The sequence below is a fragment of the Flavobacterium sp. CBA20B-1 genome, assembly GCF_028473145.1.
Taxonomy (GTDB): Bacteria; Bacteroidota; Bacteroidia; order Flavobacteriales; family Flavobacteriaceae; genus Flavobacterium.
The window spans coordinates 2,040,062-2,054,830 of record NZ_CP092370.1; the positions used below are offsets into that span (position 1 = coordinate 2,040,062).

Here is a 14,769-nt window from a genome sequence, read left to right on the forward strand (position 1 = left end):
TTAAATAAGAATTATTAATTCATATATTTACAAAAAAACACGAATTAAAAGTGTGTGTTCATATTATATAGTCTAAGCTTTCTTATGTTTTTAAGCTCAAATATTATACCGTTTTTTTAGAAAATGCACATTTTACCTTTTTAAAGAAATATATACGAGAAAATTATATAAAAAGATCAACTAATTAAAATTTTATTAACTATGAGAAAAATTACTATGTTGGCGGCCTTGTGTGGGTCTGCTTATTTCGCAAATGCTCAGGTAGGTATAGGAACTTCTGAACCTGCTTCATCAACCATGTTAGAAATTAAATCTTCAGATAAAGGAGTTTTAATACCGAGAATTTCATTAATGGAAACCGATTCTTTTAGTGGAATCACAGGAACCGAAATCGAAAGTCTTTTGGTTTACAATACAGCCAATGCGGGTACGGGAAGTACTGCTGTTTCACCCGGGTTTTACTATTGGACTATTCAAAATGGTACTACAGCTGCACATTGGGAACGAATAGTTAACCAATCACAGTTAGACGAAGCTATTTCAAATATTACTGATGTGCAAGCCGATCTGAATAAAATCATCAATCTTTTAAAAGTAGCTTTTCCAGCAAATAATTTGGTTGATCCTGCTGTAACAGGTGATACGTTTGGAGGAGGCATGGTTTTTACTCCTGGAACAAACCCTACTATTGAATATGTTTACTTTGATGGAACAAATTATACCAAAAAGGATATTACCACCGACATTATTGATATACCCCTGGTGCATTATTAAACGAGATTAATTTTTAGGTTGTTAATATTTCTATTAAACACAAATTTATTCAAATATTGAATAGTTGTCAGTGTTGTAATTTTAGCCAGAATTCTTGTTTTAAATCCTTCAAAGGTCTTTGCGTAATTTCTTCTAATCATAAATTGGTCACACAATTGTGAGAACAGAGTTTCAATTCTTTTTCTATATTTTTTGAAATGATAAAATTGAGGTTTATAACCTTTTTGATTTTTTCTTTTCGGAGTTTCTAATTGGATATTGACCTGGTTAAATAAATCAAGTTGAATGGTTTGTGAAAGATAACCTTTATCTCCAAATAAAACACAATCAGACATTTGCTTTCTTATATCCTGCAAATAATGAATATCGTGGACAGAGGCAGGAGATAAATCAAAACTTTGAAAAACACCAGAAATTGAGCAAACAGCGTGTAATTTATAGCCATAAAAATGTAAATTTTGTGAAGCACAAAATCCCTTGTTGGGAATGGCATAATCGACCTCCTTACATATTTTACTTCTGGAAGAACGTGCTATTTTACACACTTCCAAGGGCATACTATCGACCACAAAATAGTTTTCAAACTCATTAAATTTTTTTACCATTTTCATTCTGATTTCTTCGATAAATGGAAATAATTTTCTTTTTCTTCTGTTGTAAACACTTCGCTCAATTTTAGATTCAATTTCAAAACCCTTAATTTCTCTAAATAGCTGATGTTCAGAATCAATCGATTTAAATTCTGACAAGATTATTAAACTAATTAATTCAATATCAGATAGTTTAGGCTTTATTGGTTTAAAATATAAATTCTCTTTTTCCGAAATTTTCCGCAATTCCTTCAAAATTAATTTGTAACTTGCTTCTAAGTTGCTCATGATTGTATTTGATTGTCAGTCAATACAATATACTACTTTTTTGTATCTTGAGCAACTTTTTATATAATGCACTACGGGTTATTGATATGATTAAGGGTAATGAGTCTAAGACAAAAATTGTTACAATTAGCAATAAACAGTATTATGTTTCTGAAAGTTACACAGGAACTGCCGATCCCGTTACTGGAACCGAACCTGGTGTTTATCAAATTGATGTTATTGGTGGTGTTGTAAACAACTTTAATGAATTTATAAATAGCACTGTTGTTGGCGGTGGAACAAATTATTCTACTGTTGAAGAATATATCGAGTATATATCTGAAAATGTTACAAAAACCGCTGAAACCCGAATTGTAATCGATACAAGTGTTACACCAAATCAAGCCTCTTTTGAACAATGGGATGGAACCACTTGGGTAACTGTTCCCAATACAGCTTTTAGTGCAATCGTAAAATCAAATGAAACAATTACTACCTTAACTGCCGGTGCTAATGGTACTTATACCTACAAGAATGAGGCGGGTGTAGATGTTACAATCAATATACCAACAGCTGTTGTAGAAAATTTAGATACCATTATTAATGCCTCCACCAGCTTTAGTGGCTCCACATCCACAACATTAGTGCAATATATCCAAGAAATGATTGACAATACCGATCTGCCAGAAGGAATTGTTACAGCATCAATCACAGGAGGAAATATCATGTTTAATATCATCGATGCTTCGGGTACACCAATAGCAGTTCCAGCAACAGCTTTCTCAGATATTGTAAAAGCTAATGAAAGTTTAACAACGCTTGCAAAAAGTACTAATAATTCAGCATATGTGCAGGTTACTTCAGATCCAAAGGCAGCTCAAAAGGTGGTTTATGAATACCTAACTGAGAATGCAACTATCAAAAATTATATGGATGTGACCGCTGATGTAGAATGGTCAATTGAGAATAATACAGATGTGCAAAATGTAATTGAAGATATTGTAAACAACTTATTAAATCAAGGTGGAAACGTTTATTTTACGAGAACAGAGATTGCAGCAGGAACTCCCGCAGGTCAATTGACTATTCCTGCATTTTCCTTTTATACAATAAACAGTACTACGGGTGTGAAAGAATTGGTTGATATAGCCCAAACAATTGTAAACGCAATTACCAACGCTAACCCAATTCAAAAACAAGAAATTAAAAATCAATTAGGGAATGTTTATAGTGAATCAACTGTTGTAAATACGGGCGATACATGGATTGATGGTGGTAAAATATATACAGGCGTTTATTCGGCAACCGTTACCGGTGGCACTGCCAATGTTTCAACAATTACTATTATACCGGCTGCAGGTACAACTATAGGTAAAATTTTAAGCATTAAATTATTAAATGCCACAACAAATAGTAATATACACACATCTACTACAGATATTACATTAACCGGAAACAATTTGTCATTTAAAATTGGTACAGGTAACATGTATAGTGTTTTAAGCGCGACAAACTTTGATGTAAAAGTAATTGTAGAATTCTCTGCCCAATAATTTTTTTTAAACCCTAACCATCTGTTTAAGGAAAAACAGATGGTTCTCCTTAAAACAAATGAACTATGAATAATAAAATTATCTTTTTATCAGCTATATTATTTAGCGCTTTAGCATCGGCGCAAGTAAAAATTGGAGGAACAGATGGCATTCCAAACCCCAATGCTATGTTAGAGGTAGAAGCAACAAATAAGGGTATTTTGCTGCCACGCGTAGAACTATCATCAACAACTTTACCTGCACCATTAACAGGGCATGTACAAGGTATGACTGTTTACAATACTGTTACAACAGGCGATGTAGTGCCCGGGCAATATTATAACGACGGAACAAAATGGAACAGAATTGCAAATAGTACGGATATTTCCGCAGTAATAACAGCAAATAATGGTTTAACCAAAACCGGCAACAATATTGCTTTAGGCGGATCTTTAACTGCGCCAACAACAATAACCACAACCCCTGCCAATACCCTAAATATAACAGGGCTTCCCGCAACAACTACAGCGCAATTAGCTACCGATAAAATTATTGTTCAAGATGCTACGGGGGCTTTAAAAACAGCAAATGCAAGTGATTTTGCTAAATCAGTTAATAATACGGTTTATTCGGCGTCTAAAGATGGTGCTTGGAGTCTTTTAAATTTGAACATTGCTGGACAAAACTGGCAAAAAATTAGTTTAACAGGAACAGACACTAAAGTTGGTAATAATGCATTATTTACTAATGGTGTATATACAGCTCCATCTGCAGGAGTTTATATCATTAAATATGAATTTCAATTAAAAGCAGGTGTTGATTTAGGACTTTTAGGTGACAAGAAATTGGTTATAATAAAAAATACAAATCAATTACTTGAAGAAAAGCTTTTTGATGGTGTACGAGTAAGTTTATTAGGAATTGGTTTAGTTCAAGTTCCTGTAACTTCAACAACTATGGATACAATGGTTCAATTAAACACAAATGAAACTATTACATTCGGAGTAGATTCAGGAGGAATTAATTTAGGCTTGTTGACAGATGGTAAAATATCTTTATACGTTCATAAAATATCTGATTTATAGTTTATGATTTACATCGTTAAAAAACGATATCATTTTTTAAACAATATATGTTTTACGGATTTAACCTAAAAATCATAAACTATGAGAAATATTTTTATAAACATAGGTTTGCTTTACATTTCGTTAACTTCTGGTGTTTACGCTCAAGTTTCAGAGAATATTGCGGTGAATCACGGTGAATTATACGTATTGCCCAATACAATTATCTCAACACAGTTCAATTTTGATAATAAAGCTTCTGGAGTAATTTTTAACGATGGGGAATTTCAGTTCTATAAAAATTACAATAACGATGGATTGTTTACACATTCAACCAATCAAAATACTGGTTATACGGTTTTTCAAGGAACTCAGCAGCAAACAATAAGCGGCTCGCAACCGTCAAAACACTTCGATGTACTTTTCAACAATACTTCATCCCAATATCCTTTCAACCTAAACAGCGATATGATTATCAATGGTGTCGGGAATTTTAGAGAAGGAATCGTTCGTATCAATAAAAATAATGGCGGTAAATTACTTTTCGGAAACGGAGCTTCGCAAATGAATGCAACCGACAGAAGTTATGCCGAAGGAATGGTTGAAAAGCAAGGTAAAGATGCCTTTACTTTTCCCATTGGTAAGTTGGGATATTACCGTTTGGCGGGAATTTCAGCTCCTTCAGATGTTGCTCATACTTATTTAAGCGAGTATTTTAAAGAGGACACCAATCAAACATATCCTCACAAAGACCGAACAGGAATTATTTCTGCTGTAAACAATCAAGAATATTGGACAATCAATCAATCTGCCGGAACAACCGGTTCTGTAATGGTTACGCTCTCTTGGCACGATCAAACCACGCCAGCAGAATTCCGTGGAGTACAAGACTTGCATATAGTTCGTTGGGATCCAACTCAAAACCTTTGGGTAGATGAAGGTGGAATTGTTGATGAAACTGCAAAAACAGTGACCACTCCTGTTCAGGTAGATGGCTTCGGAATCTTTACGCTGGGAAAAATCAAAGAGAAGTTCTTAAACCCGGGAGATGTAGTTGTATATAATGGTGTTTCGCCTGATGGAGACGGTATGAATGATTATTTAATTATAGATAATATCGAGCATTTTCCTGAAAACAGTGTGGTTCTTTATAACCGTTGGGGGCGTAAAGTGTACGAAACCAAAAACTATAACAGTAAAAACAATGTGTTTGTTGGTATAGCCGAAGGCAATGGAATTGTGGGAAGTGGGGAAAAACTACCTATCGGAACCTATTATTATGTGGTGGAATACTTGTACAATCGCAATGGAGAAAACCAATGGATTAAGAAAGTGGGATATATTCACCTCGAAAATCAAAACTAAACTAAAAAGCAATGAAAAGATTAAAAATCATAGGGGCTTTGTTAGCTTTAGTAAGCTTCTCTGCCAACGCACAACAAGATCCACAATTTACCCAATATATGTATAACACGGTAAACATAAATCCTGCTTATGCCGGCAGCCGTGGTTCGTTAAGTATTTTTGGTTTGCACCGCACACAATGGGTGGGTTTAGAAGGAGCACCAAAAACAAACGCCTTTTCTGTAAATACGCCCTTAGGAGATAGTAAGTTGGGGTTAGGAATAGGTTTTATTAATGATGGATTAGGAATTATGGACGAAAATACGGTAAGTGTAGATTTATCATATACGATTGATTTAAACAGCCGTGGTAGTAAATTTTCATTCGGTATTAAAGGATCGGGTAATATGCTCAATGTAGCTTATTCCAAGTTATTGACATACAATCCGAACGATCCTAATTTTCAAAACGATATCAGCGGACAATTTACACCCAATATCGGTGCCGGCGTTTATTGGCATAACGATAAAAGCTATTTAGGGCTTTCTGTACCCAATTTTTTAGAAACAACTCGTTACGACGATAATATGCAAAGTACGATGCGGACCAAAATGACGTACTATTTCATTGGCGGACACGTTTTTGAGTTGAATCCCATGCTTAAATTTAAACCAGCATTTTTGGTTAAAGCAACAAACGGAGCACCATTACAAGCAGATATCACAGCCAACTTCTTAATTAGTAACAAATTTACAATTGGTGGAGCCTATCGGTGGGATGCGGCTTGGAGCGGTTTAATTGGTTTCCAAGCAACCGACGGTTTGTTTATAGGTTACAGCTATGATGGTGAAACTACTAAGTTAGCGAATTACAACAACGGATCGCATGAGGTTTTCGTAAGATTTGAATTGTTTAACAAGTACCGCCGTATCAACACGTCGCGCTTCTTCTAAAATTTACAGACATGAAAAAAGGATTATCACTATTAGCCCTAGCATCATTGTTGTTTTTTGGGAATACCACAGCAAAAGCACAAGCAGGTTTAAAGCAATCTAACAAAGAATATGAAAACTGGGCTTACGCAGACGCTATGCATATTTACGAAAAAATCGTAAAAAAAGGATATGTAAGCAAAGATATTTTAGAGAAATTGGGTAATACTTATTACTTCAATGCTCGATATGCCGAAGCACAGCCTTTCTACGAACGCTTGTTTACAGAATTCGGATCAGATGATATCGCATCAGAATTTTATTACCGTTATGCACAAACATTGCAGCATGTAGGAAAAAATAGCGAGGCCAAGTATTATTACGATCAATTTGCAGCTAAAACAGGATCTCTGTCACAGATCGCAGCAGTTCGTAAAAACGAAAAAGAACTTAAAAAACAGATCACGGAAAATTCAGGTCGTTACCGCAATGTAGAAAATCTTCCAATCAACACGCAGTTTGCAGATTTTGGAAGTTATGTACACGATCAGCAGCTGTATTTTACAAGTGCACGCGATACGGGAAGTTTCTCTAAAAAGATACATACCTGGACAGGCGAAGCTTTTACTAGTTTATACGGTTATAAACTACCAAACGATAGCATCGAAAAACAATTGAAACCTAAAATGTTAAAAGGCGATGTTAAAAGCAAGTTCAACGAATCTTCGGCGGTTTTAACAACAAATGGTCAAACCATGTACTTTAGCAGAAACAATATGCTTAACGGTGTTAGGGGTTACGATGCAGATAAAAATACCAAACAGAAAATTTACCGTGCCGAATTAGTAAACGGTAGTTGGAACAATATTCAAGAACTGCCTTTTAACGGCAATGATTTCAACACGGCACATCCTACCTTGAATAAGGATGAAAGCATACTTTATTTTGCCAGCGATCGCCCGGGTGGTTTCGGAAATTCTGATTTGTGGAAAGTAACCATCAATGGCAATGGATATGGCGTGCCTCAAAATCTTGGACCCGAAATTAATACAGAAGCAAGAGAAACATTTCCTTACATAAACAGCAACGATGAATTGTATTTTTCAAGCGACGGCAGAATTGGCTTAGGTGGTTTGGATGTGTATGCAGTAAAAGTTAAAGAAGATGGAGGTTTTTACGAAGTGCAGAACATTGGAGAGCCTATAAACTCTAATACCGATGATTTTGCTTATTATATCGATTATAAAAGCAAAAAAGGTTTTTTCTCATCAAACAGACCGGGCGGTAAAGGAAACGACGATATTTACGGTTTTGTTGAAACCAGAGCATTAAAGTTGGGTTGTGATCAAGAATTGCTCGTTACGGTTTTAGATCCTAAAACAAATAATATTATTCCTGATGCATCGCTCACTCTTTACGATAAAATTTATAAAGAGCTAGGATCAGCAAACAAATACATCAAAAATGGTTACCGTTTTAATACCGAATATGAATGCGGTGCTACATATCATTTAAAAATTTCCAAAGAAGGATACATTACAAAAGAAGAAACGGTGATTTTAGATTCTGGATCTGGAGTAAGTGAACGAACAATTGCATTGGAACAGAAAAAAGTGGAAGTGAAAAAGAACGACGACTTGTTTAAGGTGTTGAAACTGAATCCTATTTATTTCGATTATGATAAAGACAATATTAGACCAGATGCTGCTTTAGAATTAGCCAAGGTCGTTGAGGTCTTAAAAGATTATCCGCGTATGAAAATTGATATACGCTCACACACAGATAGCCGTGGATCTGATGAGTATAATTTGAAACTATCCCAACGCAGAGCAAAATCAACCGCAGAATGGATTGCTGCGCAAGGGATAGACGTAACAAGAATCACCTACAAAGGCTTCGGCGAAACGCAGTTAATCAATACATGTATCAATGGTGCAAAATGTTCAGATACGGAACACGAAGAAAACCGAAGATCAGAGTTTATTGTTTTAGAATTATAACGAACTATTTATGAGTCATTTAAGAAAAATAAATTTTTATTCGCAAAAAGATCTTCCTCCGTGCATTTAAAAAGAAAGTGATAAAAAAAATAGCACTGATGAAACAAAATCATAAAATTAAAAAAAGTCCTGAATAAAGGGCTTTTTTTATGATAGATTTGATAGCTTTTTTGAAAGAAGTTCGGCGTAATAGCAATTAACAACTTGTAGAAGATAATCCCAATTCTCAAAGGGGTGGTTTTGTTTTTCTTGGGAAGGATGTTGAAAATGTAATGGCATATTTTTTCTAGAAAATCTGTTTTCGGCAAGTTGCAGGTACGATAGCTGTATGAACTGTAAGGTTTTGAGTAGTTGTTCCAACTGGTTTTTTAAAGCAATTAATTGCGTATTTCTTTTTTCTGAATTGCTTATTATTCCAATTAATCTTATTTTATGAAGGGTATGTGCATCAAATTTTTTTATCAGTAGCTGCAAGTCTACCGTATAACTTTTAGTAGAGGGAATTAAATCTTTAACGTATTCTTGGGTTTTATTATAAAAAAAATTTAAGTGATTCCCAATAAATTCATAGCGCGTGTGAGGTATTGGCTTCATAGCATATTTTTTTAAAATAAAAAAGCTGTCAAATAAATTGACAGCCCATTAAAATCATTGGTGTTTTTCTTTATACGAATTTTAGTTTTTTTGCTGACATTTCATACATGCTAAATTATAAAGAAGAACTAGTTACAACAATAGGTAAAATACCTATTTTTATTCTATTGTAAGTTTCGTTTTATGTACGCTATAAAAGTTCTTAAACCATAAAGTGCTATAAAGTGTTGATTGTGATGATTTTATTTTTTATGCAATAAAGTATCGCACTCATCATACTGTCAAAATTATATTTATTTTGAATATTTTGCTTGTGGTTATTCACGGTTTTTGGGCTTATATATAATCTATCGGCAATTTCCTTCGCTTTAAATCCTTCGGCGGTCAATTTTATAATTTCAATCTCTCTATCACTAAAAAGTTGATTCGTATGGTTTGGTTTCTGTTTTCGATCGTGGGCTAATAATTTATTGATTACTAAACGTAAGTTGTTTTCAAAATAAAATCCATCGTGTGTTAAATCCCACAGGGCATCTTCAAGTTCTAAAGATGAAATATTTTTTGTGAAATATCCTGCTATTCCTAAATCTAAAACCCGTTCAATTGCCGTTTCATGATTTAAGTGGCTTAATATCATAATTTTTATCGAAGGATATTGTGCTTTTAAAATTTTACAAGTTTCAAAACCATCCATTTTAGGCATTTGTAAATCTAACAATAGAATATCTACCTCATGATTTTTAATGGTATCAAATAACTCTATGCCGTTTGCTGCATCAAAAACAACTTGCATCCCCTCAAAACTATTTATAAGCATAGACAAACTTTTTCTAAATAAAGTATGGTCATCAGTTATAGCTATCTTCAACATAGTTATTTGTATTAAATTTTATTTGAGTAGTGTTGCCCATCTGTTTAGGTGTGCATTCTAGCTGTGCGTTTATCTGCTGTACGCGTAAAAGAATATTTTTAAGCCCCATTCCTTTAGAATGCTTTACATGACTGTAAAAATCAAAAGGACTTCCGTTATCATTAATTACAACATTCACTTCCTCGTTTTTTAAAAACATCTGTATCTCAATGTTATTTGCTTTTCCGTGTTTCAAAGCATTGTTGGTCAATTCCTGAATAATCCGGTATAATTCATAACTCACCGCCGAGGGTATGTTTTGGGAATCAATAGTATAGGTTTCTGTAAACGTAATATTATGCAATTTTCCCATTCGTTTAAAATGGTTTTGCAAAGTAATAACAATACCATGACTTTCTATCGTAGGAGGCATAAGGCTGTAACTTATATTTTGAAGATTCATTGTGGACTGTTTTATGAGAACCAAAATGTCATCAAACAAATCTATTTTAGACAAATCTTTTTCTTGTTTTCTTAATAGATTGATATAATTCTGTAAAGCACTTAAATCCCCACTAATACCATCGTGAAGATCCGAGGCAATACGTTGGCGTTCCTTTTTTTCTGATAATAAAGATGCTTTCAATAAATTTTCAGACTCTTTTCGTTTCAAGCGTTCCACTTTTGCCTGATGAAGAACAGCTAATAATAGTACGCCAATTGCTAAAAAAGCCATCACCGAAGTGCCAATCCATAAAAAAAGCTCTACTTCTGTTGTATCTTGCATATTCCTACCGTTAAAAGAATTCGTAATACGAATGTAGCAATAATGTTAATTACCCAATATTCGTAAAAGAAAATATTATTAGTATATAAATAATTGCTTGCTAAAAATAAAAGCAGGGTAGTGCAGTAATAAATGACAAAACCAGAAACAAAGTAGAAAATAGGATTTGTTTTTAAAGGAATTTTTTTATCGCTTTTAATGAACTGCGTTAACCAAAGCAGGGTAAAAGTAACCGTGTAAAAAGTCACAATGGTTTTGTTTAAGGCATTTGCCACAAGTTTACCATTCTCATGAGCTATTTTAAAAGAAATAAGGTAAAACCCTATAAATAAAAACAGCATCAGAAGCGATAGTATTTTATAACGCCCCTTGAAAACTTTTGTAAAGAAATATACAATACAGCCCATTTCCAATAAAGCGTATGCCTGAAACCAGTAAGATGTATCTATCTTTAAAAAAAGTGAAAATAGAAACTCATATAAGCTGGCAAAAGCAGTTAAAACAGCAAAAGGAACAATTGCATTTGTAAAAGCAAAAGTTCTTTTGGTTTTTTTTTATAATCAAAACGGTTGCTGGTAGTATTCCACTAAAAAGTGTGATGTATAATAATGCAATCACAAATTAAGGTTTAAGTAGCACACTTGTTGATGAACAATGTTGAGGACACGACACAAGATTTTCTAAAATAATACCGTTTGTCATATCTTCTCCTAACGCATTCACTCCAACCAAAACCAAGTTGGTAGTGTTTTTAGCGGTGTTGTAGCCATTGTAAATTCGGATTCCTATGCAATTTTCTTGCGATAGAATACTCTCAATTTTGTTGCTTCCGGCAAAATAAGCTTTAATTTCGTTAGGGTAAAGGGTTTGGTAAGCATGTGTAAAAGCAATGGCTTCTTCTAAAGTAATTACCTTTGATGCATTTGAATTAATCTCCATAGTACATATTGTTTTGTTGCATTACAAATTTCAGTAATTAATCCAATTTACCAAACATTCCAAGCATTTCAATATGCGTCAGAATGTATAAAAAAAGAGGTTGTAGTGCGAACACTAGCAACCTCTTAATAACCAAAAAAAACACTTATGAAATCCAAATTTACGAATAAATTTAATACCGCAAAACTTTTATGGGTTTTTTTACAAAAAAAAAACAAATAAAATTATTGGTTGATACAAGATGATATTTAAAATATTGAATGTCAATAGTTTAAAATTGTTGTTTTTTTAGCTTGAAATAAAAAATGAGCAAAAATTTGTCATTGAATCATAGTTAATCATTTATTAATTTTCATCCAAGAATCTAAAAATGTTGTACTTTGAAAAAAATACACATGAAAAGTTGATTCAATAAAAAGGAAATGATGAAAAAAAGTTGTGTAGTATTCTGATAAAGTTTTTATAAAACAGGATACGGAGGTTAAAAAAATAATTGGGATGTACTATTTAGTTGTACATTATTTGGTTGTTATCTGTAAAACACTAAATTTGAACCCCTAATATGTGTTGATGAAGAAAAGAATAGATAGTAAAGTAACATTGTCCAATCAAGAAATAGTAGAATTGATAACAAAATATAATCACTATTCCTATTTTGGAATTTTATACGATAGGTATGCCCAATTTGTATAAAATAAATGTTATGCTTTTGTTGAAAATGAAGAGGAAGCAAAAGATCTCACACATGATATATTTATTAAGATATTTCTTAAACTAACTGATTTTAAGGGGAAATCAAAGTTTTCTACTTGGTTGTATGCTATCACTTTTAATTCCTGTGTTAATTATGTCAATAAAAATAAAAAACAGAAATTTTATTTCTCTGATGACTATTTAGTAGAAGAAAGCGAGGAAGACACTACCAATGAAGAGCTTAATCAATATGATCTTTTTGAGATTTCTTATACGCAATTGCAACAAATTTTAAATACCATTCCGCCTACAGATAAAATGATTCTTATCATGAAGTATCAAGAAGATTTGTCAATTAAAGAAATCTCAGAAATTTTAAATGTGAAACTAAGTGCAGTAAAAATGCGTTTATCACGTGCAAAACAAAAAGTTTTAGATCTGCATAAATAAATTTTCTACCCTATTATATGAAGAAAGTTGCCCCATATGTCTCAATAAAGCAGTTATCAAGCAATGCTTACTTTCTTACCAGAATGCAAATACATACTATATTTTATCCGAATAACATATTTAAGTTATCTATAAAGTAGTTATTTATATGATTCGCTTGTAGAACAAGTTCTACAACTAACACGTTTATGGTACTACAAAGACTTTTAAAGACTCTTCCTACATTTGCTTAAAGTATTGAATGGTTACAAACATAAGAAAAACACTAAATAATAAAATTGTATCCATTTTACAGAAGTTTTTGCGAATATGAACGGAATCATTCACAAAGCTTGTCATAAAAAATACTTATGTATGGATAATGATTAATTAAAAGTAAACAGCTTTAACGTACAGATAAAGGTAATTTTTTTGTACCTAAATGTTTATAAGAACAATTGATAATTAAACACTTATTCATACTTCGATTTTTTAAGTTGAAACGATTGTTCAATTTTAAAGTGTGAAAAGATGGAAAATATAGAAAAAGTTGCAGTTGTAGTTGATGATCATGCGTTATTCACCGATTCATTTACGTTGTTATTAGAAAAAGTAGGGATTTTTGATGAAATTCATGTATTGAACGATGCAAAAATGCGAATGGATTATTTTTTAAAAAATCCGCGAAAAGAAGTTTACTTGTTTTTAGACTATTATTTGGGCGATCAATTGGGTATTGAAATCGTTAATGAAATCCGTCGTATAAATAGAAAAGTTAAAATAATTATTATAAGTAGTGTAACACAAATAGTGGCCATTCGTACCATAATTTCCGCACGACCAGAAGCGGTTATATCCAAAATAGCAAGTTTTGATGTAGTTATTGACTGCTTAAATAGGTTAAAAAAAGGAACATCGTTTTTCTGTCCGATCATTGCTAATATTTTAGAAGAAGCTAGCAAAGTGCAAGAAGTACTTTTAAGTTCGCGCGAAATTGAGATTTTAGAATTTTTTGCCAAAGGCTATTCCGTAAACGCAACCGCAGAAAAGTTTTGTTTAAGCCGTCATACAGTGGTGGCGCATCGCAGAAAAATGATGAAAAAAACCAACACCAATTCCATTACCGAATTGCTGTCGTATGTGCGTAAATCGGGCTTAATTTTAGATTAAAACCGTCCTATAAATTTTTGTTCTATGCAGTGGGTGGTTATTATAGGTGTAATTGGTGTGCTTTTAGTTACAAGTTGTGTGCTATCAGTACTATGTTTCAAACAAAAAAAAAGGTTGAATGATTTAAAAAAAGCAAAAAAGAGATTAGCAACTCATATTGAAATTCAAATTGCAAAGCATGTAAAGGCAGAGCGCACAGCAATGGCTCAAAATCTTCATGACGATTTAGCAGGAACTTTGGCAGCAATAAAAAACAATATCGATATAGCCCTACAAACAAATAATACTACCCAGTTAAAACATGTCAATGAAATGGTAGCTGCGGTGTATCATCATGTTCGAAATAAAAGTCATGAACTGTTAGAACAAAAGCCAGTTGCCAATTTAACATTTACCAATGAACTATTAAAGTTAACCGATACATTTTTTGCATCAAGCGCATACAAAACAGCAGTTGAGATAGAGGAAGAGGCCATTACTAGCATAAATACACATCAACAAAACGAATTGCTCCTTATTATAAAAGAAGCGTTTACAAATATTTTAAAGCATTCAAAAGCAACCAATGTATCAGTAACATTGTATAAAGAATCACAAAAAGTATATCTTGTAATTGCAGATAATGGTGTTGGATTACCAACGCACATATTAAGAAATGGTTACGGATTAAAATCAATAGAAAAAAGAGTAAAGGCTATAAAAGGAACACTAAATCTGAACAAACCCTTATTGGGTGCGGAGTTAGAAGTGCAAATTTATGTTAATTAGGTATAAAAATCGAATTAAAATTTATTGTTTTAGGAT

13 protein-coding genes and 1 pseudogene are annotated in these 14,769 nt (G+C 32.9%); 9 read left to right on the plus strand and 5 right to left on the minus strand.

The features are described from left to right. Nucleotides 1-201 precede the first annotated feature (201 nt). The gene (locus tag MG290_RS10055) at nt 202-774 is read left to right on the plus strand and encodes a hypothetical protein (protein WP_264561178.1); all 573 of its coding nucleotides are present in this window, start codon (nt 202-204) and stop codon (nt 772-774) included. On the opposite strand, the gene MG290_RS10060 is transcribed toward MG290_RS10055, so the two are convergent. Next, complete coding sequence (locus MG290_RS10060; RefSeq protein ID WP_264560924.1) at nt 771-1,652, minus strand: IS982 family transposase; 882 nt, start codon at nt 1,650-1,652, stop codon at nt 771-773. The genes MG290_RS10055 and MG290_RS10060 overlap by 4 nt on opposite strands. An 86-nt stretch (nt 1,653-1,738) precedes the next feature. Here MG290_RS10060 and MG290_RS10065 point away from each other — a divergent pair, with 86 nt between their 5' ends. From MG290_RS10065 to MG290_RS10085, 5 genes are all read left to right on the plus strand, one after another. Continuing rightward, on the plus strand, nt 1,739-3,184 hold the full coding sequence (locus MG290_RS10065; RefSeq protein WP_264561179.1) for a hypothetical protein: 1,446 nt from the start codon (nt 1,739-1,741) through the stop codon (nt 3,182-3,184). A gap of 65 nt (nt 3,185-3,249) precedes the next feature. After that, on the plus strand, nt 3,250-4,248 hold the full coding sequence (locus MG290_RS10070; RefSeq protein ID WP_264561180.1) for a hypothetical protein: 999 nt from the start codon (nt 3,250-3,252) through the stop codon (nt 4,246-4,248). An 81-nt stretch (nt 4,249-4,329) separates the two neighbouring features. After that, complete coding sequence (locus tag MG290_RS10075; RefSeq protein WP_264561181.1) at nt 4,330-5,592, plus strand: gliding motility-associated C-terminal domain-containing protein; 1,263 nt, start codon at nt 4,330-4,332, stop codon at nt 5,590-5,592. An 11-nt stretch (nt 5,593-5,603) separates the two neighbouring features. Next, the gene (locus MG290_RS10080; protein ID WP_264561182.1) at nt 5,604-6,524 is read left to right on the plus strand and encodes a PorP/SprF family type IX secretion system membrane protein; all 921 of its coding nucleotides are present in this window, start codon (nt 5,604-5,606) and stop codon (nt 6,522-6,524) included. Nucleotides 6,525-6,535: 11 nt separating this feature from the next. Beyond that, nucleotides 6,536-8,503, plus strand: coding sequence for an OmpA family protein (locus MG290_RS10085; protein WP_264561183.1), 1,968 nt, complete (start codon nt 6,536-6,538; stop codon nt 8,501-8,503). Nucleotides 8,504-8,650: 147 nt separating this feature from the next. Here the strand turns inward: MG290_RS10085 and MG290_RS10090 are convergent, their stop codons facing one another. From MG290_RS10090 to MG290_RS10105, 4 genes are all read right to left on the minus strand, one after another. Next, nucleotides 8,651-9,097 (minus strand): hypothetical protein, encoded by a 447-nt coding sequence (locus MG290_RS10090; RefSeq protein ID WP_264561184.1) that lies wholly within the window; start codon nt 9,095-9,097, stop codon nt 8,651-8,653. Nucleotides 9,098-9,314: 217 nt separating this feature from the next. Beyond that, a complete protein-coding gene (locus MG290_RS10095) occupies nt 9,315-9,968 on the minus strand; it encodes a response regulator transcription factor (RefSeq protein ID WP_264561185.1) in 654 nt (217 codons plus the stop codon). Beyond that, nucleotides 9,946-10,734, minus strand: coding sequence for a sensor histidine kinase (locus MG290_RS10100; RefSeq protein ID WP_264561186.1), 789 nt, complete (start codon nt 10,732-10,734; stop codon nt 9,946-9,948). The genes MG290_RS10095 and MG290_RS10100 overlap by 23 nt, the downstream gene beginning before the upstream one ends. Nucleotides 10,735-11,355: 621 nt before the next feature. Further along, entirely contained in the window at nt 11,356-11,673 is a 318-nt protein-coding gene (locus MG290_RS10105) for a hypothetical protein (RefSeq protein ID WP_264561188.1), read from the minus strand. Between the two features lie 711 nt (nt 11,674-12,384). Here MG290_RS10105 and MG290_RS10110 point away from each other — a divergent pair. The 3 genes and pseudogenes from MG290_RS10110 to MG290_RS10120 form a co-directional block, all read left to right on the plus strand. Next, nucleotides 12,385-12,816: pseudogene (locus tag MG290_RS10110) on the plus strand (RNA polymerase sigma factor); the annotation flags it as partial. 510 nt (nt 12,817-13,326) lie between these two features. Next, nucleotides 13,327-13,965, plus strand: a complete 639-nt coding sequence (locus MG290_RS10115) for a helix-turn-helix transcriptional regulator (RefSeq protein WP_264561189.1) — start codon at nt 13,327-13,329, stop codon at nt 13,963-13,965. Nucleotides 13,966-13,989: 24 nt separating this feature from the next. Continuing rightward, a complete protein-coding gene (locus tag MG290_RS10120) occupies nt 13,990-14,733 on the plus strand; it encodes a sensor histidine kinase (protein WP_264561190.1) in 744 nt (247 codons plus the stop codon). The last annotated feature ends 36 nt before the right edge of the window (nt 14,734-14,769 follow it).